The sequence below is a fragment of the Burkholderia paludis genome (genome assembly GCF_000732615.1).
GTDB lineage: Bacteria > Pseudomonadota > Gammaproteobacteria > Burkholderiales > Burkholderiaceae > Burkholderia > Burkholderia paludis.
This window is the reverse complement of sequence record NZ_JPGL01000081.1, coordinates 1-23,153: the sequence shown is the minus strand read 5'-3', so window position 1 is coordinate 23,153 and position 23,153 is coordinate 1. Positions and strand designations below refer to the sequence as shown.

Below are 23,153 nucleotides of genomic sequence, written 5' to 3'. Positions count from 1 at the left end.
TGCGGGTTAGACCAGCTTGCCGGGGAACTGACTGTCGGGATCTTGCATCGCGAGTCGTTGCCGATCCATGAAATCCCGCAACGTGTCGATTCCGCGCAACTGCAGGATCGTGTTCCGGACGGCGGCCTCGACGAGCACCGCGAGGTTGCGGCCGGCCGCAACCTGGATCGTGACCTTGCTGATCGGCAGGCCGAGCACGTCGACGGTCTGGCTTTCGAGCGGCAGGCGCTGGAATTCGCCGTCGGGGCGCCGCACGAGCTGGACGATCAGCTTCAGCTTCATTTTCCGCCGCACCGCGGTTTCGCCGAAGATCGTCTTGATGTCGAGCAGGCCGAGGCCGCGCACTTCGAGCAGGTTCTGCAGCAGCGGCGGGCAGCGCCCTTCGACGAAATCGGGGCCGAGTCGGACGAAATCGACCGCATCGTCGGCGACGAGGCCGTGGCCGCGGCTGATCAGCTCGAGGCCGAGCTCGCTCTTGCCCAGGCCGGAATCGCCGGTCAGCAGCACGCCCATCCCGAGGATGTCGATGAAGACGCCGTGCAGCGTCGCGCGCGGCGCGAGGATGCGCGACATGTAGAGCCGCAGGCTGTCGATCACAGCGGCGGCCGACATCGGCGTCGTGAACAGCGGGGTCGACGAGCGCGTGCAGCGCAGCACGAGTTCGGGCGGCGCCGCGGCACCGCCGGCGACGACGAGGAACGGCGGTTCGAGCGCGATCAGCTCGGCCATGTGGCGCGAGCGGTCTTCGTCGGTCTGGCGCTGGTAGTAGTCGATTTCGGCTTCGCCGAGCACCTGGATCCGGTTCGGATGGATCAGGTTCAGGTGGCCGACGAGGTCGGCGCTCGAGGTCGCATTGCCGACCGTGTCGGCGGAGAAGCCGCGTTCCCAGCCTTCATGCCCCGTCAGCCAGCTCAGTTTCAGCGTGGCCGCGTTGTCGTCGAAGATGCTCTGGGCGTTGATGCTGGACGTATCCATGACTTTCGTCACTCCAATGGGCCGGCGCAGGCGTGCGGCGCCGGACGTCGCCATGCCGGGCGGCCCTGGACGGCGGCGCGTGCCGCCTCGTACCGGAAAAATTCCGCCCGGATCAACTCAAGGTTGCCACTGAGTGAGCAGGCGATGCAACTCGGCGACATCCGTTTCGTTGTGCAGACGCTCGCGGGCGTCGCGATCGGACAGCAACTGGGCGATTTCCGACAGGATCTCGAGGTGCTGCTGAGTGGCTTGCTCGGGCACGAGCAGGAAAATCAGGAGGCCGACGGGCTGGCCGTCGGGCGCCTCGAAGGGGATCGCGTCGGAGAGCCGGACGAACGCGGCGAGCGGGTGCTTGAGACCCTTGATGCGCCCGTGCGGAATCGCGACGCCTTCGCCGAGGCCGGTCGAGCCGAGGCGCTCGCGCGCGAACAGGTTGTCCGTGACGGTGCTGCGGGCGATGCCGTTCTGATTCTCGAACATCAGCCCGGCTTGTTCGAACACGCGTTTCTTGCTGGTGACCGAGAGGTCGATGACGACGTTCTCTATGGGCAGGATTTTGGCTAGGCGATTCATGTTGGCAGGCGATTGGACGGCCTGGGGTCTCCTTGCGGCGGCAGACTGATTTTCCATGTTCGGCGATATCAAGGCATTCGGAATCGGCAACCTGCAAGGCAGCTACCGCACTCAACGCCCCCCCGGCGATAACCGGGACATTATAGAGCACAGCCGCGTGTGTGGCGCGGCACGGTCGGACCGGTTGCACCGCGGCGCGAAGTCGCAAAAAAAACGCCCGGCGAACCGGGCGGCGTACGTGTTGCAGTAACGGTTATTGCGGCGGCAGTTCGATCTGGTCGATCGACGGTTGAAGCTTGATCGGATCGTGCGCATGCGTTTGCAGGCGCTCCATGTGCTTGACGACCTGGCGATCCAGCTTGTCGATCAGCAAGTCGATTGCCGCGTACAGGTTGCCGTTTGCGCTTTCGACGAAGATGTCCTTGCCCTTCAGATGCAGATTGATTTCCGCGCGCTGCTGCTTGTCCTTTTCCTTGTGGTTGTCGACCGAGAGGATCACAGTGCCATCGATCACCTGATCGCTATGCCGTAGCACCCGGTCCAGCTTGGTGATCACGTATTCGCGAATTGCAGGCGTGACTTCGAGATGATGTCCACTGATCTTCAGGTTCATAGTGCTTCTCCAAGCGAGTGACCACCCGGCCGCATCGTGGCGGCGCTCCGGTCGACCTGCCCGTGCCGCACGAGGCGGCATATCGCGGACAAGTCGCCCGGCCCTGTTCCCCGTATGCGCGGTGGCCGGAACACGCCTGCCGCCGGGCAGGCAGCAGGCTTAAAGAGACTTGCGCAGATTCACTGCCGGGATCTTGAGGGCTTCGCGATATTTGGCAACCGTGCGGCGCGCGACCACGAAACCCTGTTCTGCCAGCAGCTCGGCAATGCGGCTGTCCGAAAGCGGCGATTTTGGGTCTTCAGCTCCTATCAGTTGCTTGATCAGGGCTCGGATGGCGGTCGACGAGGCGGCGCCACCGGTGTCGGTCGAGACGTGAGATCCGAAGAAGTACTTAAATTCAAGCGTCCCGAAGGGGGTCAGCATGTACTTCCCGGTTGTCACACGGCTGACAGTCGACTCGTGTAGGCCCAGCGTATCAGCTATTTCCCGCAAAACCAAGGGGCGCATGGCAATTTCGCCGTGCGCAAAGAAATTCTTCTGACGCTCGACAATAGCCTGTGCGACACGCAGGATCGTGTCGAAACGCTGCTGGATGTTTTTGATCAGCCAGCGCGCCTCCTGGAGCTGTTGCTTGAGCGAACCGGCCGACGGATCGCCGCGGCTGTTGCGCAGGATGTTCGCGTACAGGTTGTTGATCCGCAGGCGCGGCACGACCTCCGGATTGAGCTCCGCGAGCCATCCCTGGCCGGCCTTCTTCACGATGATGTCGGGCACGACGTAGTCCGCCTCGGCCTTGCCGTACGCGGCGCCGGGGAACGGCTCCAGCGAACGGATCAGCGTATGCGCGTCGCGCAGCGCGTCGTCGCTCGCCTTCAGGTGCTTGCGCAAGCGCGTGAAGTCGCGAGCGGCAAGCAGCTCGAGATGCTGCGACACGATCTCGAGCGCGAGCGTGCGCGTCGGGGACGGATCGAGGCGCAGCAACTGCAGCTTCAGGCATTCGGAGGCCGAGCGCGCGCCGACCCCGGGCGGGTCGAAGCTGTGCAGCAGCGCGAGCGCGGCGTTCAGCTCGTCGCAGTCGATCTCCAGCTCGGGCGGCAGGTCGGCGAGTACTTCGTCGAGCGTGGCGGTCAGGTAGCCGTCGTCGTCGAGCGATTCGATCAGGAACATCACGAGCGCGCGATCGCGCGGGCCGGCCTGCGTGACGCGCAACTGCGCGGACAGGTGGTCGCGCAGCGACGTCGCCGCTTCCTGCACCTGCAGCGGCGGGAGGTCGTCGTCGTCGGACGCGCCGCTCGACCGGCCGAATTCGTCGAGATTCCATTGCGGGCCGTCGTTGCCGTCGCCGGACGCATAGCCGTCGTATTCGTCCGCGCCGGCCGGCTCGTCGCGCTCGGCGCGCTCGCTCGACGTGCTGCTGTTCGTCGCGGCCGGTTCGGTGTTCGGGGCGGGGGGCGTCTGCGCGATCAGCGAACCGTCCGCTGCGACACGCAGCGGGCTCGCGATCCATTCGTCGTCGTTCTCGAGCAGCGGGTTCTGCGCGACGGCCATCGCGACTTCCTGCTGCAATTCGAGCGTCGACAACTGCAGGAGCCGGATCGACTGCTGCAGCTGGGGCGTCAGCGCCAGGTGTTGCGACAGGCGGAGTTGAAGGCTGGCTTTCATGGCGAGGAGGGAGTCATACCGGCAGTTTGCCACGACCCAGGCGCGTTGAGCCATCCGCGATTACGCGCGGCGCGCCGCCCGGCCGCGGGCATGGCCGCGAAGCGGGACGCGGCCCCGCTTCGCGGCCATGCCGGGCGGGGTGCACCAGCCACGAGGAGGGTTACATGCGGAAGTGCTCGCCGAGGTACACGCGGCGTACGCTTTCGTTCTCGATGATTTCGCTCGGCGCGCCGGCGGCGAGTACCGAGCCGTCGCTGATGATGTATGCGTGGTCGCAGATGCCGAGCGTTTCGCGGACGTTGTGATCGGTTATCAGAACGCCGATGTTGCGCTGCTTCAGGAACTTGACGATCTTCTGGATCTCGAGCACCGCGATCGGGTCGACGCCGGCGAACGGTTCGTCGAGCAGGATGAAGTTCGGGTTGGTCGCGAGCGCACGCGCGATTTCGACGCGGCGCCGCTCGCCGCCCGACAGCGACAGCGCGGGGTTTTCGCGCAGGTGGCCGATCTGCAGTTCGTCGAGCAGCGCCTCGGTGCGCGACGCGATCGCGTCTTTCGACAGCCGCTTGCCGTCTTCGCCGTGCTGCAGCTCGAGCACCGCGCGGATGTTTTCCTCGACGGTCAGCTTGCGGAACACGGACGCTTCCTGCGGCAGGTACGACAGGCCGAGCGACGCGCGCTTGTGGATCGGCAGCAGGCTGATCGAGCTGCCGTTCAGCGAGATCTCGCCCGCGTCGAGCGGCACGAGGCCGACGATCATGTAGAACGACGTGGTCTTGCCGGCGCCGTTCGGGCCGAGCAGGCCGACGACCTCGCCGCTTTTCACGTCGAGCGACACGTCCTTGACGACCGTGCGCGAGCCGTAGCGCTTCTTCAGGTTGCGGACGACGAGCGAACTCGTGGTGCCGGCCGGCTGGCGGTTCGGGAGCGCGTTCATTGGCCCGGTGCCCCCTGGATCGCGCTCGCCGGCGACAGCTTCGCCGGCGCGCCGTTCAGCGGCGCGGGGCCGCCGTTCTTCGGCGACAGCATCGCGCGCACGCGGCCGTTCGGGTTGCCCGGCGCGGCGACGTCCTTGCCGCCCTTCGCCGTGTAGAAGTCGCGCTGGCCGTCGTACGTGATCACGCTGCCGTGCACGGTATCGGCGATGGTCGACGTGCCCTGCAGGCGGCGCACGGTCGCGGCGGTGGTCAGCGTGGTCAGGTCCTGCTTGCCGTCGTAGTCGATGCGCTCGGCGTCGCCGTCGATGTATTCGTCGAGGCCTTCGCGCTTCTGGCGGAACGTCGCGTGCTTCTTGCTGCTGCCGAACGAGGTCGCGTACTGATAGCCTTCCGGGTCCTGGCGCACTTCGACGCGATCGCCCTTGATGATGATCGTGCCCTTCGTGATCACGACGTTGCCGGTGGCAACCGTGACCTGCTTCAGGTCGTCATAGGTCAGGTTGTCGGCCTCGACGTTGATCGGCTTGTTCTGGTCGGCCTTCTCGGCATGGGCGAGCGGCGCCAGCCCGACCAGCGGGAGCGCCACGAGCGTCGCGGCAAGCGCGGCGCGGACGGCGCGCGCAGCGCCGCCGGAAATCTGTCGAGGGAACGGTTCGTTCATGCAGTCACGTGAGGGATGCGTCACTTGGGTTGACCTTTCGAGCCGCCGGACGTGTCCGTCGCGGCGATCGTGCCGCGCACGTTGCCGTAAAGCTCGATGACCCGGGTGACGTTGTTGTACTTCATGCCGTCGGTCGCGTTGACGAGCGACAGGCCGCGCTGAAGTTTAACCGGCTTTTCGGTCTGGATCACATCGTCATTGACGAAGATCCGGAAATGCTGGGAATCGGCCTGCATCTGCGGATCGCCGCCGCCGGCCGCGCGCACGATGCGCGCGTCGTCGTACAAGTCGACGATCGACACGTCACCGTTGACGGTGCCGCGTTTCGAGGTGGTCGTCACGACCGGCTTGCCGGGCTGGAATGCGCGCATGGCCGGATCGGTCAGGTCGCTGCTTTCGGTGTCTTCGTAATGGATCAGCTTCGCGGCCGTCAGCCGGTACTGGGTCGTGCCGGACTGGTCGAGCTCGGTGACCGAGAAGTTGTCCGCGAAATAGTCCGGCGTGTGGCGCTTCGGCTGCACGGTGCCCTCGCCGGGCCGCGGCAACGTGGCCTGCAGCAGCCACCAGGTGATGCCCGCGAGCGCGGCGACCGCGGCGAGCGGCAACAACTGGGTCCAGCGGAAATGCGTATTCATCGGTCAGGCTCCGCAGGCCGCCGCGAGCAGCGCGTCGTAGCGATGCTGCGCACGCAGGATCGCGTCGCACACTTCGCGCACGGCGCCCTGGCCGCCGCGGGCCTCGGCGACCCAGTGCGCACGGGCGATCACCTCGGGGTGCGCGTTCGCGGGCGCGGTCGCGAAGCCGCAGCGCAGCATCACGGGCAGATCGGGCCAGTCGTCGCCCATGTAGCCGCATGCGTCGGCGGCGAGGCCGAGCGAGGCGATCAGGTCGGCGAACACGGCGAGCTTGTCCTCGACGCCCTGGAACAGGTGCGTGATCTTCATTTCCTTCGCGCGCGCCGCGACGATGTCCGAGCGGCGGCCCGTGATGATGGCGGTCGCGATGCCGGCTTCGCCGAGCAGCTTCACGCCGTGGCCGTCCAGCGAGTTGAACGACTTCATCGCGTCGCCGGCCGCGGTAAACAGCAGGCCGCCGTCGGTCAGCACGCCGTCGACGTCGAAAATCATCAGCTTCACGCGGCTTGCGCGCTCGGCCGCAGTCAGCGCTGCGCTCATCAGATCACCTTCTTCGAAAACAGGTCGTGCATGTTCAGCGCGCCGATCAGCGCGCCGCGGGCATCGACCACCAGCATCTGGTTGATCCGGTAGCGCTCCATCAGTTCCACGGCCTCGACCGCCAGGTGATCCGGCGCAATCGTGCGCGGGTCGCGCGTCATCACGTCGGTGATCGGCAGCGAGCGGAAGTCGCCGTCGCGCGCCAGCACGCGGCGCAGGTCGCCGTCGGTGAAGATGCCCGCGACCTTGCCGTCGGCGTCGACCACGGCGGTCATGCCCAGGCGCTTCGCGGTGATCTGGAACAGCGCGTCCGACAGCGTCGCGTCGAGCCCGACGGACGGCACGTCGTCGCCCGAGCGCATCACGTCGCGCACGTAGGTGAGCAGGCGCCGGCCGAGCGCGCCGCCCGGGTGCGAGCGCGCGAAATCTTCCGAACCGAAGCCGCGCGCGTCGAGCACGGCGACGGCGAGCGCGTCGCCGAGCGCGAGCGCGGCGGTCGTGCTCGCGGTGGGCGCGAGGTTCAGCGGGCAGGCCTCTTTCGAGACCGCTGCGTTCAGGTTCACGTCGGCGAGCGTGCCGAGGCTGGATTCCGCCCGGCCCGTGATCGCGATCAGCTTCGCGCCGATCCGCTTGACGAGCGGCAGGATCGCGACCAGTTCCTCGGATTCGCCGGAATAGGAGATGCCGATGAAGACGTCGTCGGAGGTGACCATCCCGAGGTCGCCGTGGCTGGCCTCGGCAGGGTGGACGAAGAACGCCGGCGTGCCCGTGCTGGCGAGCGTTGCGGCGATCTTGCGGGCAATATGCCCCGATTTGCCGATCCCGGACACCACCACGCGGCCGCGACAGCCGAGCAGCAGCTCGACGGCCTGGACGAAGCCGCCGTCGAGCTGGTCGCGCAGTGCGCGCACGGCGTCCGCCTCGATGTCGAGCACGTCGCGGGCGAGCGCGAGCGCCCGGTCATCATTGATTTTCGCTATCATGCGCGGAGTATAGCAAAGGCGTTTGTTCGCCGCGCCGGGCCTTCTGACTCGTCCGAAGTTGCCTGTCCACCGCCACCCTGCCGCGCCCGCTTTCCCGTGGCCCCGACGAACGAGGACGCTTTGCCCGTGATTTCGCCGCTCGAAATGACCCTGCTGCTGCTGCTGGCCTCGGTGGTGGGCGTCGTCGTATTCCGTTCGTTGAACCTGCCGCCGATGCTCGGCTACCTGACCGTCGGCATCCTGGTCGGCCCGCATGCGTTCGGCATCGCGGCGGATCTGGAGCGCGCGGAGCATCTCGCGGAATTCGGCGTGGTGTTCCTGATGTTTTCGATCGGCCTGGAGTTCTCGCTGGCGAAGCTGAGGGCGATGCAGCGGCTCGTGTTCGGGCTCGGGCTGCTGCAGGTCGTCGCGACCCTTGTGCTCGCGCTGGTGCTCGGCGCGCTGTTCGAGCACTGGGTGCACATCACGTGGCAGGGCAGCATCGCACTCGGCGGCGCGCTCGCGATGTCGTCGACGGCGATCGTGTCGAAGATGCTCGCCGAGCGGCTCGAGATCGAGACCGAGCACGGCCGCAACATCTTCGGCGTGCTCCTGTTCCAGGATCTCGCGGTCGTGCCGCTGCTGATCGTGATCGCCGCGTTCGGCGCCGAATCGTCGAAGGATCTCGCGATCACGCTCGGCTTCGCGGCGCTCAAGATCGTGATCGCGCTCGCGCTGCTGCTGATCGTCGGCCAGCGCTTCATGACGCGCTGGCTCAACGTCGTCGCGCGGCGCCGCTCGCAGGAGCTGTTCGTGCTGAACCTGCTGCTCGTCACGCTCGGCGCCGCCTTCATCACCGACCGCTTCGGCCTGTCGCTCGCGCTCGGCGCGTTCATCGCGGGGATGCTCATTTCCGAGACGCCGTTCCGCCATCAGGTGGAGGAGGACATCAAGCCGTTCCGCGACGTGCTGCTCGGCCTGTTCTTCGTGACGACCGGGATGCTGCTCGATCCGCGCGTGATCTGGGAGCATCCGCTGCTCGTGCTCGGCTTCTTCGTCGGGCAGATCCTGTTCAAGGGGACGATGATCGCCGGGCTCGCCCGGCTGTTCGGCGCGACGCCGGGCGTCGCGATGCGCACCGGCATCGGGCTCGCGCAGGCCGGCGAATTCGGCTTCGTGCTGCTGAACCTGATCCTCGATCGCCATCTCGTCGATTCGACGCTGCTGCAGGCGATCCTCGCGTCGATGCTGCTGTCGATGCTGGCCGCGCCGTTCCTGATTCAGAACGCCGACCGGATCGTGATGCGGCTGTCGTCGACCGAGTGGATGCAGCAGTCGCTGCAGATGACGCGAATCGCGACGCAAAGCCTCAAGCAGCGCGGCCACGTGATCATCTGCGGCTACGGCCGCGCGGGCCAGAACCTGGCGCGCATGCTCGAACAGGAAGGCATCTCGTACGTCGCGCTCGACCTCGATCCCGATCGCGTGAGCGCGGCCGCGGCGGCCGGCGAATCGGTCGTGTTCGGCGACGCGGCGCGCCGCGAGTCGCTGCTCGCGGCCGGTATCCACCGCGCGGCGGCGGTGGCGATCACCTATGCGAACACGCCGTCCGCGCTGCGGGTGCTCCATCATGTGCACGAGCTCGAGCCGACGCTGCCCGCGATCGTGCGCACCGTCGACGATGCCGATCTCGAGAAGCTGCTGGCGGCCGGCGCGACCGAGGTGATTCCGGAAATCGTCGAGGGCAGCCTGATGCTCGCGTCGCACACGCTGGTGCTGGTGGGCGTGCCGATGCGCAAGGTCGTGCGGCGCGTCGAGGAGATGCGCGACGAGCGCTACAGCCTGCTGCGCGGCTATTTCCGCGGCGCGGACGATGCGGACGACGACGACCACGAGCAGGTGCGGCTACAATCGGTGCCGGTCGATGCGCGCGCGGACGCGGTCGGGCGCTCGCTGGAGGAGCTCGGGCTGTATGCGCTCGGGCTGGAGGTCACGGCGATCCGCCGGCACGGCATCCGCGGCGTCGAACCCGATCCGCAGACCAAGCTGCGAGCGAGCGATATCGTCGTGCTGCGCGGGCTGCCTGAGGCGCTTGCGCTCGCGGAGGAGCGGCTGTCGCGCCACCGGCGCGATCCGCCGGCCGCGGCGGCGTAAGCCGTGCCTGGTCCGACAACCTGACCCGTATTTTTTAGAAACGGTGCCCGATCTTCGCGCACCGTTTTTTTCGGAGAGTTTCATGCCGCACTCGTCGTCGGGCGCACCGCTCGATCCGGTCGCCTTCATCCACAGCCAGATCCGCACGGTGCCCGACTGGCCGCAGCCGGGCGTGATGTTCCGCGACATTACGACGCTGCTGCAGAGCCCGAAGGCGCTGCGCATCCTCGTCGACCTGTTCGTCGAGCGCTATGTCGATGCGAAGCTCGACTACGTCGCCGGCCTCGACGCGCGCGGCTTCATCATCGCGCCGATCGTCGCGTACGAGCTGAGCGTCGGCTTCGTGCCGATCCGCAAGGTCGGCAAGCTGCCGTACAAGACCCAGTCGGAGTCGTACGAACTCGAATACGGCCGCGCGACGGTCGAGATTCACGAGGACGCGTGCCGCCCCGGCGACCGCGTGATCATCATGGACGACCTGATCGCGACCGGCGGCACCATGATGGCAGGGCGCAACCTGCTGCAGCGGCTCGGTGCGGAGGTCGTCGAAGGCGCGGCGATCATCGACCTGCCCGATCTCGGCGGTTCGGCGCTGCTGCGCGACGCGGGGCTGCCCGTCTACACCGTTACCGAATTCGCGGGCCACTGAACGCCGGTCCGTCCTGGTTCCTGTTCCACAGCGAGGTCACGATGCCCAACTTCATGCTGTTTCTCGCCACGTCGATCGCGATCACATGCGCGCCGGGGCCCGACAACCTGCAGGTGCTCGCGCGCGGCATCTCGCAGGGCCGCGCGGCCGGTTTCGTCGCCGCGCTCGGCTTCACGGCCGGGATCCTGTTCCACACGACGCTCGCGGCGCTCGGCGTCGCGGCCGTGCTGCGTTCGTCGCCGGTCGCATTCGAGATCCTGAAGCTCGCGGGCGCCGCGTACCTCGTGTGGATCGGCATCAAGGCGCTGCGCAGCCAGGGCCTCGCCAATGCGCATGCGCGTCCGCCGCAGCCGCTCGGCACGATCTTCCGGCAGAGCGTGATCGGCAACCTGATGAACCCGAAGGTCACGCTGTTCTTCGTCGTGTTCCTGCCGCAGTTCGTCGATCCGCACGGTGCGCAGGGCGTGACGCTGCAGATGTTCGAACTCGGCGCGCTGTTCATGCTGCAGACGGCCGTGGTGTTCTCGCTGTTCGGCGTCGGCGCCGGCATGATCGGCGCCTGGCTGAAGCGCCGCCCGAAGGCCGGCGTATGGCTTGACCGGCTGGCCGGCGCGACGTTCATCGCACTCGGCATCCGCGTCGCCCTGAAGGACTGACGGCGATGACGTTCCCCTGCATCGCGGCCGCGCGCCGCTTCGATCCGGCCGCGCACCTGCGTTTCGAGATCGCCGGCCAGGCGGTCGGCTGGGTGCGCCGCCAGGACGTCGCGAAGCTCGCGCGCTGGCCCGACGTGTTCGAGCTGAGCGGCGAGCGCGTCGTGCTGTCGGCGCGCTACGACTCGGTCGATGCGCGCAGCATGGCGCTCGCGAGCGCGATCGGCGCACTGGCGGCCGAGGGCGCGATTCCCGGCTGGCGCGACGAGATCTATGCGATCCGCAACCGCTTCGACGATCCGCCGCTCGCGTACATCGAGCGCGCCGCGTCGCGCTTTTTCGGCACGCAGACTTACGCGGTGCACCTGAACGGCATCGTAGAATATGCGGCTGCGCCGGGCGAGCCGTCCGCCGCGGCCGCGCCGCGGATGTGGCTCGGCCGCCGCAGCGACACCAAGGCAACCGACCCCGGCATGCTCGACAACGTCGTCGCGGGCGGGATCGGCTGGGGGCTGGGCGTTCACGAGACGCTTGCGAAGGAGTGCTGGGAAGAAGCCGGCATTCCGGCCGAGCTGGCGGCGCGCGCGATCGCGGGCCGCGCGGTGCAGGTACTGAGCTCGCTGCCGGAAGGCACGCAATCCGAGCTGATCTTCGTGTACGACCTGCCGCTGCCGCACGACTTCGCGCCGCGCAACCAGGACGGCGAAGTGGCCGAGCACCTGCTGGCCGGCATGCCCGAGGTGATCGGCTGGCTGCGCGCGGGCCGTGCAACGATGGATGCGAGCCTCGCGACGCTCGATACGCTGCTGCGCCACCGATGGCTCGCGGCGGCCGACGCGGCGGGCATCGACGCCCTGTTCGCACCGGCCGCGTGACGCGCGCCGCAAGGCGCGCTCCGGCGGTGCGAACGGGCAATTTGACGAATACGGAAACGAAGGGAGTAGCGGTCATGCCGACCGATCACAGCTTTATCTTGAAACTGTCGTGCCCCGACCGGCACGGCATCGTCCATGCGGTCTCGGGCTTCCTGTTCGAGCGCAGCAACAACATCCTCGATTCGGCGCAGTTCGGCGACAGCCGCACCAGCGAATTCTTCATGCGCGTGCATTTCGAGCAGGACGGCGGCGGCGCGGATGCCGCGTCGGCGCTCGAGGTGCTGCGCCGGGAGTTCACGCCGCTCGCCGAGCAGTTCTCGATGCGCTGGGAACTGCACGACGCAGCCGTGAAACCGCGTGTCGTCATCATGGTGTCGAAGATCGGCCACTGCCTGAACGACCTGCTGTTCCGCTATCGCACCGGCCAGCTGCCGATCGAGATCCCGGCGATCGTGTCGAACCACAAGGAGTTCTACCAGCTCGCCGCGAGCTACAACATCCCGTTCCATCATTTCCCGCTGATCGGCGGTTCGTCCGATGCGGCGAAGGCCGCGCAGGAAGCGCGCGTGCTGGAAGTGATCGACGAGCACAAGGCCGATCTCGTCGTGCTCGCGCGCTACATGCAGATCCTGTCGCCGAACATGTGCCAGCAGCTCGCCGGGCGCGCGATCAACATCCACCATTCGTTCCTGCCGAGCTTCAAGGGCGCGAAGCCTTACTACCAGGCGTTCGACCGCGGCGTGAAGCTGATCGGCGCGACCGCGCACTACGTGACGACCGATCTCGACGAAGGTCCGATCATCGAGCAGGAAGTGGAGCGCGTGGACCACAGCATGACGCCCGATCAGCTCACGGCCATCGGCCGCGATGTCGAATGCGTGACGCTGGCGCGCGCGGTGAAGTGGCACGTCGAGCACCGGATCGTGCTGAACGGGACGAAGACGGTCGTGTTCCGCTGATCTGCCGACCGCCGGCCGGCCCCCGGTTGGCCGGCCCCGAAAGAAAACGCCGCGCCCTTTACGGGGCGCGGCGTTTTTTCATGCGGGGCGCGGGCGTCAGATCAGCCGCAGCATGTACAGCTCGCGTTTGAGGTACGCATAGAAGATCGGCGCGGCGATCACGCCGGGCAGGCCGAAGGCGGCTTCCATGACGAGCATCGCGAGCAGCAGTTCCCAGGCGCGCGATTCGATCTGGCCGCCGATGATCTTCGCGTTCAGGAAGTACTCGAGCTTGTGGATGATCACGAGGAACGCGAGCGACGCGATTGCGGTGCCCATGCTGACCGACATCGACACGGCGACGATCAGCGTGTTCGAGATCAGGTTGCCGATCACGGGCAGCAGGCCGACGATGAACGTGACGAGCACCAGCGTCTTCGACAGCGGCAGCCGCTCGTGGAAGATCGGCAGCGCGACGAGCAGGTAGATGCCGGTGAACACCGCGTTGATCGCGGAGATCTTGATCTGCGCGAACACGATCCGGCGGAACGCGTCGGCGAAGCGCGACACGCGCGTGACGAGCGCGGTCGACAGCGGCCGGCGCACCTTGCCGTGCTCGACGCCGATCGCGATCATCGCGCCGATGATCATCCCGAACAGCACGTGGCCGAAGCCGCGCGCGACGCTCTTGCCACTCTGCTGGAGCTGATCCATGTGCGTGTGCATCAGCACGGTGGCCTTCGCCTTCATCTGTTCGACGTCGACCGGCAGCAGGTTGGCGATCCAGGCCGGCGTGCGCGCGCGGGTCTGCTCGACGATCTGCATCAACTGGCCGAGCAGGCTCTGCAGGTTCGGCACCGTGTGTTCGAAGTGCTCGATGATGCCGATCGTCAGGCCCGTCAGCCCGCCGACGATCGCGATGGCCAGCAGCACGACGGCGACCCAGCGCGCGCGCATGCTCGTCGTATGGCGTTCGATCGCGGGCGCGATCGTGTGGATCAACTGGTAGACCAGCAGCCCCGCGAGCAGCCCGCCGAGCAGCCTGAGCTCGAGGACGAGCACCATCGTGACGAGCGCGAACAGATAGCTGCCGATCTCGATCGCCGACAGCCTCGGCATGCTGAAGTCGCTCGTCAGCCGGACGCTGCGCAAGTGCGGCTCGCGGTTCTGCGCATCGCGCGACTCTTGTTGCTTCTCCATCGTGTTTTCCTCGTCGGCCGGAGCGGGCGCTGCGGCGGCGGCTCCGGCCCGTGCATGGCGGGCATTCTGGCGTTCGCCCGTCGCTGCACCGGATGGGCGCAGATGGCGAACCTTACGACCGTAAAGTATAGCTGCCATTATGGTCCGCAACGGGGACGTTTGGCGGATGGCGTCGGTCAAGAGGGGAAAAGGGCGGCCGGCGGCGCGCCGCGGCAGGACGCGCGCGGCCGGACGGCCGCGCGCGGGAGGGGCAACTGCGGCCGTCAGCCGGCCGCGACCTTGCGGGCCGCGCGCTTGAGCAGCGGCGCGAGATACTTGCCGGTAAAACTTGCCTTCGTCTTCGCGACCTGTTCGGGCGTGCCCTGCGCGATGATCTGGCCGCCGCCGGCGCCGCCTTCGGGGCCGAGATCGATCACCCAGTCGGCCGTCTTGATCACGTCGAGGTTGTGCTCGATGATCACGACCGTGTTGCCCTGGTCGCGCAGCCGGTGGATCACCTCGAGCAGCAGCGCGATGTCGTGGAAGTGCAGGCCGGTGGTTGGCTCGTCCAGGATGTACAGCGTGCGGCCGGTGTCGCGCTTGGACAGCTCGAGCGACAGCTTCACGCGCTGCGCCTCGCCGCCCGACAGCGTCGTGGCCGACTGGCCGAGGCGGATGTAGCCGAGGCCGACGTCGAGCAGCGTCTTCAGCTTGCGCGCGATGACCGGCACCGCGCTGAAGAACTCGTACGCATGCTCGACCGTCATGTCGAGCACTTCGCTGATGTTCTTGCCCTTGTATTGCACTTCGAGCGTTTCGCGGTTGTAGCGCTTGCCGTGGCACACGTCGCACGGCACGTAGACGTCCGGCAGGAAGTGCATCTCGACCTTCAGCACGCCGTCGCCCTGGCACGATTCGCAGCGGCCGCCCTTCACGTTGAACGAGAAGCGGCCCGGATCGTAGCCGCGCTCCTTCGAGGTCGGCACGCCCGAGAACAGCTCGCGGATCGGCGTGAACAGGCCGGTGTAGGTGGCCGGGTTCGAGCGCGGCGTGCGGCCGATCGGCGACTGGTCGACGTTGATCACCTTGTCGAAGTGTTCGAGCCCCTCGATCGCCTCGTGCGGCGCCGGCTCGGCCGACGACCCGTACAGGTGGCGCGCGACCGCGTGATACAGCGTGTCGTTGATCAGCGTCGACTTGCCGGAGCCCGACACGCCGGTGATGCAGGTCAGCAGGCCGACCGGCAGCTCGAGATCGACGTGCTTCAGGTTGTTGCCGTACGCGTCGACGATGCGCAGCATCCGCTCGGGATCGGGCGCGATCCGCTCGTCCGGGTATTCGATCGTGCGCTTGCCGACCAGGTACTGGCCGGTGAGCGACTGCGGGTTCGACTGCACCTGCTTCGGCGTGCCTTCGGCGACCACCACGCCGCCGTGCTCGCCGGCGCCGGGGCCCATGTCGACGACGTAGTCGGCCGTGCGGATCATGTCCTCGTCGTGCTCGACGACGATCACCGAGTTGCCGAGGTCGCGCAGGTGCTTCAGCGTCGAGATCAGGCGGTCGTTGTCGCGCTGGTGCAGGCCGATCGACGGCTCGTCGAGCACGTACATCACGCCCGTCAGGCCCGAGCCGATCTGCGACGCGAGGCGGATGCGCTGCGCCTCGCCGCCCGACAGCGTCTCGGCGCTGCGCTCGAGCGACAGGTAATCGAGGCCGACGTTGTTCAGGAAGGTCAGGCGCGCGACGATTTCCTTGATCACCTTGTCGGCGATCTCGCGCTTCGCGCCTTCGAGCGTCAGGCCGTCGAAGTAGCCGAGCGCGTCGCGCAGCGGCCAGCCGCTGATTTCATAGATGCCGCGCGCGTAGTCGCCGGTGCCGATCCGCACGTGGCGCGCCTCGCGGCGCAGGCGCGTGCCGTCGCACGACGGGCACGGCTGGTTGTTCTGGTACTTCGACAGCTCTTCGCGCACCGCGACCGAATCGGTCTCGCGGTAGCGGCGCTCGAGGTTCGGGATGATCCCTTCGAACACGTGCTCGCGGATCGTCGTGCGGCCGCGCTCGTTGATGTACGAAAACGGGATCGTCTGCTTGCCCGAGCCGAACAGCAGCACCTTGCGGATTTTCTCCGGCAGATCCTCGAACGCGGCGTCGATGTCGAATTCGTAGAACGCCGCGAGGCTCTGCAGCATCTGGAAGTAGAACTGGTTGCGGCGGTCCCAGCCCTTCACCGCACCGGCGGCGAGCGACAGCGACGGGTGCGCGACGACCCGCTTCGGGTCGAAGAACGTGATCTGGCCGAGGCCGTCGCATTCCGGGCACGCGCCCATCGGGTTGTTGAACGAGAACAGGCGCGGCTCGAGCTCCTGCAGCGAGTACGAGCAGATCGGGCACGCGAACTTCGAGCTGAACAGGTGCTCGCGGTCGGTATCCATTTCGAGCGCGATCGCGCGGCCGTCGGCGAGGCGCAGCGCCGTCTCGAACGATTCGGCGAGGCGCTGCTTCATGTCCGGGCGCACCTTCAGGCGATCGACGACGACGTCGATCGTGTGCTTGTCGGTCTTCTTGAGCTTCGGCAGCGACTCGACCTCGTAGATCTTCGCGACGCCCTCGTTCGCGGCGCCGCCGCCCGAGCGCACGCGAAAGCGCACGAAACCCTGCGCCTGCATGTCCTCGAACAGCTCGGCGTGCTCGCCCTTGCGGTCGGCGACGACGGGCGCGAGGATCATCAGCTTGGTTTCCTCCGGCAGCGCGAGCGCCGCGTCGACCATCTGCGACACGCTCTGCGCCTCGAGCGGGATGTTGTGGTCGGGGCAGTAGGGCGTGCCGACACGTGCGTACAAAAGTCGCAGGTAGTCGTGGATTTCCGTGACCGTGCCGACGGTCGAACGCGGGTTGTGGGACGTCGCCTTCTGCTCGATCGAGATCGCTGGCGACAGGCCCTCGATCAGATCGACGTCGGGTTTCTCCATCAGCTGCAGGAACTGGCGGGCGTATGCGGACAGGCTTTCGACGTAGCGGCGCTGGCCTTCCGCATAAAGGGTGTCGAACGCGAGCGACGACTTGCCCGACCCGGACAACCCGGTAATCACGACCAGCTTGTGGCGCGGCAGGTCGAGATTGACGTTTTTCAGGTTGTGGGTACGTGCCCCACGGATACGGATCTGTTCCATGAACCTGGCGAAAATGGAGGGGACCAAACCTGCTACTATAACGGCTTTTCGAGGCCGTCGTTTGGGGCCCCCAGCCTTTGCAGCAGGTGGCAGCAAGCCGGCGCCTGCGCCGGGGAAAGCGGCCGCGCCGCACGGTTCCGGGCGGCCCGCAGGCTGCCTGATCCTGCCCCCGCGTGTCGCCCGCCGTGCCTCCCGGGCCGCTGGTCCTGATCTTCCGCCGCCCGGTATCGGGCGGACATTCCGATCATTCGAAATTCATTCCCGATGTCCAATCCGTCTGCCACGTCTTCCCGCATGACTGCGCCCGAATTGCGCGCGACCGCGTCGCTCGCGGCGATCTTCGCGCTGCGCATGCTCGGCCTGTTCATGATCATGCCGGTGTTCTCGGTCTACGCGAAAACCATCCCGGGCGGCGACAACGTGCTGCTCGTCGGCATCGCGCTCGGGGCCTACGGCGTCACGCAGTCGCTGTTCTACATCTTCTACGGCTGGGCGTCCGACAAGTTCGGCCGCAAGCCGGTGATCGCCACCGGCCTCGTGATCTTCGCGATCGGCAGCTTCGTCGCCGCGTCCGCGCACGACATCACGTGGATCATCGTCGGCCGCGTGATCCAGGGGATGGGCGCCGTGTCGTCCGCGGTGCTCGCGTTCATTGCCGACCTGACCTCCGAGCAGAACCGCACGAAGGCGATGGCGATGGTCGGCGGGTCGATCGGCGTGTCGTTCGCGGTCGCGATCGTCGGCGCGCCGATCGTGTTCCACTGGGTGGGGATGAACGGGCTGTTCGCGATCGTCGGCGTGCTGTCGATCCTCGCGATCGGCGTCGTGCTGTGGATTGTGCCCGACGCGGCGAAGCCCGTGCACGTGCCCGCGCCGTTCGCCGAGGTGCTGCACAACGTGGAGCTGCTGCGCCTGAACTTCGGCGTGCTGGTGCTGCACGCGACGCAGACGGCGCTGTTCCTCGTCGTGCCGCGCCTGCTCGTCGACGGCGGGCTGCCGGTCGCCGCGCACTGGAAGGTTTACCTGCCGGTGATGGGGCTCGCGTTCGTGATGATGGTCCCGGCGATCATCGTGGCGGAAAAACGGGGCAAGATGAAGCCGGTGCTGCTCGGCGGCATTCTGGCTATCCTGATCGGCCAATTGTTGCTCGGCAGCGCACCGCATACCATCCTGATTGTGGCGGCGATTCTCTTCGTGTACTTCCTCGGGTTCAACATCCTGGAAGCGTCGCAGCCGTCGCTCGTGTCGAAGCTTGCGCCCGGTTCGCGCAAGGGCGCGGCCACGGGCGTCTACAACACCACGCAGTCGATCGGGCTCGCACTCGGCGGCATCGTGGGCGGCTGGCTGCTGAAGCACGGCGGCGCGGACACGGTCTTCTACACGTGCTCGGGGCTCGTGGCCGCGTGGCTTATAATCGCGGCCAGCATGAAAGCGCCGCCGCGCAAGGCCTGAACTCACTTCGGGCAGGCACCGGCGGCGTTCGCCGGCTTGCCCGGCGGGCCGCTCCGACAGCATGCGCGGGCGGCCCGGCATCGAATTTACTGGAGAAACACATGGCATCCGTCAACAAGGTCATCCTCGTCGGCAATCTCGGCGCCGATCCTGAAGTCCGTTACCTGCCGAGCGGCGACGCGGTTGCGAACATCCGTCTCGCGACGACCGATCGCTACAAGGACAAGGCAAGCGGCGATTTCAAGGAAATGACCGAGTGGCATCGCGTCGCGTTCTTCGGCCGTCTCGCGGAAATCGTCAGCGAGTACCTGAAGAAGGGTTCGTCGGTCTATATCGAAGGCCGTATCCGCACGCGCAAGTGGCAAGGCCAGGACGGCCAGGATCGTTACTCGACCGAAATCGTCGCCGACCAGATGCAGATGCTCGGCGGCCGCGGCGGTTCGGGCGGCGGCGGTGGCGGCGGTGACGAAGGCGGTTATGGCGGCGGCTACGGTGGCGGCGGCGGCGGTGGCCGCGGCGAACAGATGGAGCGTGGCGGCGGCGGCGGTCGTGCCGGCGGCGCGGCGCGCGGCGGTGCGGGCGGCGGCGGGCAAAGCCGTCCGAGCGCACCGGCCGGTGGCGGTTTCGACGAGATGGACGACGATATTCCGTTCTGATTTCCCGTATCCGAGAAATGTAAAGATCAACCCCGCCTTTTGGTGGGGTTTTTCTTTTTGTGCTCCGAATTCCGCTCGTCCTCCTCGCTTCGCATGACCGACACCGGCGGTCGGCGGGCACTTGAATCCGGCCGTCGTCCCGGTCTTGAGCCGGGCATCTCGAACGGCGCGGTTCGGCAATGTTGCAACGGACGGGACGTACCCGTGCCCGTGAGAAATTCCATATTTATCGAGAGAGCGCTTCCGGTTAGAGTGCGTTGACCGCGTGGCATTCATCGCAAACTTAATCAACAGAAGCCCGCACGTGGCGCATGGCCCGCCGCGATCCGGATCGTGTAACGTGCGCGTAGCGACCGATCGCCAGGTCATTTCTTTATCGACGTCCTTGCCCCCGCCCTCCAGACGAATCGTGGCCGACACCCTTCCCGACCTCATCGCCCCCCATCTCGACGTGCTGTTCTGCGGGATCAACCCCGGCATGACCGCCGCCGCGACCGGGCATCATTTCGCGGGGAGAAGCAACCGCTTCTGGCGCGTGCTCCATCTCGCGGGGTTCACGCCGACGGAAATCGCGCCGCAGGACGATCGCGCAATACTCCGCTATGGCTGCGGCGTCACGGCGGTGGTGCAACGGCCGACGGCGAGCGCCGATCAGCTTTCGCGTGCGGAATTCGTCGCGGCGGCAGCCGAGTTCGAGCAGAAGGTAGCGCGTTATGGGCCGCGTTTCGTCGCCTTTCTCGGCAAGGCGGCGTACTCGGCGCTCGCGGGGCAACGCGAAGTCGCGTGGGGCCTGCAGCCGGCCCGCATGCAGCGCGCGAGCGTGTGGGTGCTGCCCAATCCCAGCGGCAGGAATCTTGCGTTCGGCCTCGACGATCTCGTCGACGCATACCGCCAGCTGTGTCTGCACGCGAAGGCCGCGGCCGCTCGCCAGCCGGAGGGGCAGGATGCGGCGCGTTAAGACCGCATCGGCATGGCCGGGTACCGTGCTGCCGCGTGCGTTCTTCGATCGCGTGGCCACCGATGTCGCGCCGCAACTGCTCAACAAGATTCTCGCGACGGCGGACGGCCGCGCCGGCCGCATCGTGGAAGTGGAGGCCTACGCGGGCGCGATCGACCCGGCCGCGCACACCTATCGCGGCAAGACGCCGCGCAACGCGACGATGTTCGGGCCGCCCGGCCACCTGTACGTCTATTTCACGTACGGCATGCACTGGTGCTGCAACTGCGTGTGCGGTCCGGACGGCGCGGGCACGGGTGTGTTGATCCGTGCGCTGGAGCCGCTGCACGGGCTCGAGCGGATGCGCGCGGCACGGCCGCCGCTGACGCGCGATCGCGATCTTTGCCGCGGGCCGGCGCGGCTCACGCAGGCAATGGGCATCACCGGCGTACAGGACGGCGTCGATCTCGTCGGCGCGCACGAGGGGTTCGCGGTCGTGGACGACGGCGTCGCGCCGCCCGAGGGGCTGGCGGGCGGCCCGCGCATCGGCATTCGCGCCGGCAGGGATCTGCCGTGGCGATGGAGCGTGCCCGGCAATCGGCATGTGTCGGGCGCCCGGTCGCGCACCTGACACGTGCCGCGCGCAATCGTGCACAATTCGATCTGCGTCACGTAGCCGCCACGATTGGCCGGCTAAGCTGATCCTTTCGACGTTTCGATCGAGGAGACACCATGCGGCGGGTCGTATTCAACCAGAAGGGCGGCGTGGGCAAATCGACGATCGTCTGCAACCTGGCGGCGATCAGTGCGAGCGAAGGGCTGCGCACGCTCGTCATCGACCTCGATGCGCAGGCGAACTCCACGCGCTACCTGCTCGGCGATGCGGCATCCGACGCGCAGCCGGGCGTCGCCGGTTTCTTCGAAACCGCGCTGACCTTCAATTTCCGCCCGGTCGACGTCGCATCGTTCATCCATCCGACCCCGTTCGACGGGCTCGACGTGATGCCCGCGCATCCGGACCTCGACACGCTGCACGGCAAGCTCGAGTCGCGCTACAAGATCTACAAGCTGCGCGACGCGCTGAACGAACTCGATACCTACGACGCGGTGTACATCGATACGCCGCCTGCGCTGAATTTCTATACACGCTCGGCGCTGATCGCGGTCGAGCGCTGCCTGATTCCGTTCGACTGCGACGATTTCTCGCGCCGGGCGCTATACACGCTGCTCGAAAACGTGAAGGAAATCCAGCAGGATCACAACGCGGCGCTTGAGGTGGAAGGGATCGTCATCAACCAGTTCCAGCCGCGCGCGAGCCTGCCGCAGCGGCTGGTCGACGAACTCGTCGACGAAGGGCTGCCGGTGCTTGCGTCGAAGTTGTCGGCGTCGGTGAAGATCCGCGAGTCGCATCAGCAATCGACGCCGGTGATCCACCTCGACCCCGGGCACAAGCTCGCGCAGGAATTCCGCGCGCTGCATCGCGAACTGGCCGACTGATCGCGCGCACGCGGGAACGGGCCGCCGCTGCTTCGTGCAGCCGCGCCGGGTTTTTCATTGCGACCCGCAATTCATCCGATCATTGAATCCGTCATTAATAATCCAGGAAACGGTTTCAGAATAAATCTGGAAAACGATTACATAAGTGACCGCTTCATTTTCAATGCGCGCTTGTTTTCTAATAACCGGAATAATGCGACGGCAAATGTTGCGTAACGTCATGGTGCGCTATCCTGTAAAAAGGTAAAAATCATTCCGAAGCGGAATGCTGCGGCCTTCCCTCTGCGATGTCGGCACGTAGCAGGTTCCAGCGGCCGCCTGGAAGGGTAATAAGGGTTTACACCTAGTATTAATGCCATTTAATTGACAATTAATCGCTCTAGAATGGCTTCCTTCATCTTCTCGCGCTCAAATGAGTGGCGGGTTGTCAAGAAGGAGGCGGGTTGTCGATCCGGCTTCCATTTTTCTTTACGTCATCTCTCGCATTGCTAACAGGAGCGTGCCCGATGTCCGTATTTGCCCCCGAAAAAATCAACGCCGAATATCAATCCGGTATCGCCGCGTGGTTTGCCATCGCCCGTCCGGCGATCCAGGGTTTCGAGGCTGTCGTCGAACTCAATCTGCAAGCGGCCCGGACGGCGCTCTCGGAATACGAGGACAAGCTGAAGAACGCGTTCAACAGCAGCAACCCGGCCGCTGGCTTCGCGCAGCAGGTGGCCGCGCCGCAGGAAGCCGCCGGCAAGGTCGTGTCGTATGGCCGCCACCTGTTCGACATCGCGGTGTCGACGCAATCGGAATGGGCGAAGGTCGCGCAGGCGCAATACGAACAGAACGACAAGCGCCTGAAGGACGTGCTCGGTGAGCTGTCGAAGCATGCGCCGGCGGGTTCGGCGCCGGTGGTGGCCGCGCTGAACTCGGCGCTGTCCGCGGCGACAGCCGCGGCCGACTCCGTGCGCGCAGCGACGGGGCAGGCGATCGAAGCCGCGCAGAGCGGCTTCGACGCGGTCAGCGAAACGGCCGCGCGCGGCAGCAAGCAGACGGCTGCGGCTGCCCGCAAGGACGCAGCCGCCGCGCGCGAATCGGCTGCGTGACGGACGTGAGCGCGTGTCGCGCGCAGGCGCGACACGATCGACCGGCGCCGGAGGGCGCCGGGTAGCCACGGCGGCCGGCGAACGTCCGGCTTGCCGCGATGCGCAGCTGTACGGCCCGGCCGTGATCGTGCGCGGCCAGCGCGCACCGGCGGCGCCCGGGTGCTGTCGCGCCGGACGGCGCGAGAGGCGTCGTCGCCGGTGGCGGCCGGCGCGGGCCGGCAACAGAACGACGAACCGATTTCGATGCAGGAACTGGACATGACGGACGTAGTGATCGTATCGGCCGCGCGGACCGCGGTCGGCAAATTCGGCGGCTCGCTTGCGAAGATTGCGGCGCCGGAGC

23 protein-coding genes are annotated in these 23,153 nt (G+C 66.8%); 11 read left to right on the top strand and 12 right to left on the bottom strand.

All coding sequences use genetic code 11. The annotated features are described in order from the left end of the window. Positions 1–6: 6 nt before the first annotated feature. The 9 genes from hprK to kdsD form a co-directional block, all read right to left on the bottom strand. Positions 7–975, bottom strand: a complete 969-nt coding sequence (gene hprK, locus GQ56_RS0134955) for an HPr(Ser) kinase/phosphatase (protein ID WP_011353227.1) — start codon at positions 973–975, stop codon at positions 7–9. A gap of 117 nt (positions 976–1,092) precedes the next feature. Next, a complete protein-coding gene (locus GQ56_RS0134950; protein WP_031403064.1) occupies positions 1,093–1,605 on the bottom strand; it encodes a PTS sugar transporter subunit IIA in 513 nt (170 codons plus the stop codon). Positions 1,606–1,801: 196 nt separating this feature from the next. Next, positions 1,802–2,161: a ribosome hibernation-promoting factor, HPF/YfiA family gene (hpf, locus tag GQ56_RS0134940; RefSeq protein ID WP_006477786.1), complete on the bottom strand. Its 360-nt coding sequence runs from the start codon at positions 2,159–2,161 to the stop codon at positions 1,802–1,804. Positions 2,162–2,320: 159 nt separating this feature from the next. Then, positions 2,321–3,823, bottom strand: a complete 1,503-nt coding sequence (locus GQ56_RS0134935; RefSeq protein ID WP_031403062.1) for an RNA polymerase factor sigma-54 — start codon at positions 3,821–3,823, stop codon at positions 2,321–2,323. 160 nt (positions 3,824–3,983) lie between these two features. Beyond that, positions 3,984–4,760 carry an LPS export ABC transporter ATP-binding protein gene (gene lptB, locus GQ56_RS0134930; RefSeq protein ID WP_021162599.1) on the bottom strand — a complete coding sequence of 259 codons (777 nt, stop codon included), beginning with the start codon at positions 4,758–4,760 and terminating at the stop codon, positions 3,984–3,986. Next, positions 4,757–5,422 carry a lipopolysaccharide transport periplasmic protein LptA gene (gene lptA, locus GQ56_RS0134925; RefSeq protein ID WP_031403061.1) on the bottom strand — a complete coding sequence of 222 codons (666 nt, stop codon included), beginning with the start codon at positions 5,420–5,422 and terminating at the stop codon, positions 4,757–4,759. Before lptA ends, lptB begins: the two co-directional genes overlap by 4 nt. Before the next feature lie 20 nt (positions 5,423–5,442). Then, positions 5,443–6,057, bottom strand: coding sequence for an LPS export ABC transporter periplasmic protein LptC (lptC, locus tag GQ56_RS0134920; protein WP_031403060.1), 615 nt, complete (start codon positions 6,055–6,057; stop codon positions 5,443–5,445). Between the two features lie 3 nt (positions 6,058–6,060). Further along, positions 6,061–6,597 (bottom strand): KdsC family phosphatase, encoded by a 537-nt coding sequence (locus tag GQ56_RS0134915; RefSeq protein WP_031403059.1) that lies wholly within the window; start codon positions 6,595–6,597, stop codon positions 6,061–6,063. Then, positions 6,597–7,580: an arabinose 5-phosphate isomerase KdsD gene (gene kdsD, locus GQ56_RS0134910; RefSeq protein ID WP_031403058.1), complete on the bottom strand. Its 984-nt coding sequence runs from the start codon at positions 7,578–7,580 to the stop codon at positions 6,597–6,599. Before kdsD ends, GQ56_RS0134915 begins: the two co-directional genes overlap by 1 nt. Before the next feature lie 126 nt (positions 7,581–7,706). On the opposite strand from kdsD, the gene GQ56_RS0134905 reads away from it, so the two are divergent. From GQ56_RS0134905 to purU, 5 genes are all read left to right on the top strand, one after another. After that, on the top strand, positions 7,707–9,713 hold the full coding sequence (locus GQ56_RS0134905; RefSeq protein WP_031403057.1) for a monovalent cation:proton antiporter family protein: 2,007 nt from the start codon (positions 7,707–7,709) through the stop codon (positions 9,711–9,713). Between the two features lie 82 nt (positions 9,714–9,795). After that, positions 9,796–10,362 carry an adenine phosphoribosyltransferase gene (locus tag GQ56_RS0134900; RefSeq protein WP_031403056.1) on the top strand — a complete coding sequence of 189 codons (567 nt, stop codon included), beginning with the start codon at positions 9,796–9,798 and terminating at the stop codon, positions 10,360–10,362. 41 nt (positions 10,363–10,403) lie between these two features. Then, positions 10,404–11,018 carry a LysE family translocator gene (locus GQ56_RS0134895; protein WP_031403055.1) on the top strand — a complete coding sequence of 205 codons (615 nt, stop codon included), beginning with the start codon at positions 10,404–10,406 and terminating at the stop codon, positions 11,016–11,018. A 5-nt stretch (positions 11,019–11,023) separates the two neighbouring features. Continuing rightward, positions 11,024–11,890 carry an NUDIX hydrolase gene (locus GQ56_RS0134890; protein ID WP_031403054.1) on the top strand — a complete coding sequence of 289 codons (867 nt, stop codon included), beginning with the start codon at positions 11,024–11,026 and terminating at the stop codon, positions 11,888–11,890. Between the two features lie 74 nt (positions 11,891–11,964). Next, complete coding sequence (gene purU / locus GQ56_RS0134885; protein WP_031403053.1) at positions 11,965–12,849, top strand: formyltetrahydrofolate deformylase; 885 nt, start codon at positions 11,965–11,967, stop codon at positions 12,847–12,849. 96 nt (positions 12,850–12,945) lie between these two features. Here the strand turns inward: purU and GQ56_RS0134880 are convergent, their stop codons facing one another. Both GQ56_RS0134880 and uvrA read right to left on the bottom strand, forming a co-directional pair. After that, positions 12,946–14,028, bottom strand: a complete 1,083-nt coding sequence (locus tag GQ56_RS0134880; protein ID WP_031403052.1) for an AI-2E family transporter — start codon at positions 14,026–14,028, stop codon at positions 12,946–12,948. A gap of 263 nt (positions 14,029–14,291) precedes the next feature. Then, a complete protein-coding gene (gene uvrA, locus GQ56_RS0134875) occupies positions 14,292–17,177 on the bottom strand; it encodes an excinuclease ABC subunit UvrA (RefSeq protein ID WP_031403051.1) in 2,886 nt (961 codons plus the stop codon). 264 nt (positions 17,178–17,441) lie between these two features. Between uvrA and GQ56_RS0134870 the strand changes: the two genes are divergently transcribed. From GQ56_RS0134870 to GQ56_RS0134850, 5 genes are all read left to right on the top strand, one after another. Next, a complete protein-coding gene (locus GQ56_RS0134870; RefSeq protein ID WP_031403050.1) occupies positions 17,442–18,629 on the top strand; it encodes an MFS transporter in 1,188 nt (395 codons plus the stop codon). Positions 18,630–18,730: 101 nt separating this feature from the next. After that, a complete protein-coding gene (locus tag GQ56_RS0134865) occupies positions 18,731–19,285 on the top strand; it encodes a single-stranded DNA-binding protein (protein WP_031403049.1) in 555 nt (184 codons plus the stop codon). Positions 19,286–19,694: 409 nt separating this feature from the next. Further along, the gene (mug, locus tag GQ56_RS0134860) at positions 19,695–20,243 is read left to right on the top strand and encodes a G/U mismatch-specific DNA glycosylase (RefSeq protein ID WP_031403048.1); all 549 of its coding nucleotides are present in this window, start codon (positions 19,695–19,697) and stop codon (positions 20,241–20,243) included. Then, entirely contained in the window at positions 20,230–20,853 is a 624-nt protein-coding gene (locus GQ56_RS0134855) for a DNA-3-methyladenine glycosylase (protein WP_031403047.1), read from the top strand. The genes mug and GQ56_RS0134855 overlap by 14 nt, the downstream gene beginning before the upstream one ends. Before the next feature lie 101 nt (positions 20,854–20,954). Then, entirely contained in the window at positions 20,955–21,719 is a 765-nt protein-coding gene (locus GQ56_RS0134850; RefSeq protein ID WP_031403046.1) for a ParA family protein, read from the top strand. A 54-nt stretch (positions 21,720–21,773) separates the two neighbouring features. On the opposite strand, the gene GQ56_RS45710 is transcribed toward GQ56_RS0134850, so the two are convergent. Beyond that, positions 21,774–21,941 carry a hypothetical protein gene (locus GQ56_RS45710; RefSeq protein ID WP_160257584.1) on the bottom strand — a complete coding sequence of 56 codons (168 nt, stop codon included), beginning with the start codon at positions 21,939–21,941 and terminating at the stop codon, positions 21,774–21,776. Positions 21,942–22,225: 284 nt separating this feature from the next. Here GQ56_RS45710 and phaP point away from each other — a divergent pair, with 284 nt between their 5' ends. Next, the gene (gene phaP, locus GQ56_RS0134845) at positions 22,226–22,810 is read left to right on the top strand and encodes a TIGR01841 family phasin (RefSeq protein WP_031403045.1); all 585 of its coding nucleotides are present in this window, start codon (positions 22,226–22,228) and stop codon (positions 22,808–22,810) included. The last annotated feature ends 343 nt before the right edge of the window (positions 22,811–23,153 follow it).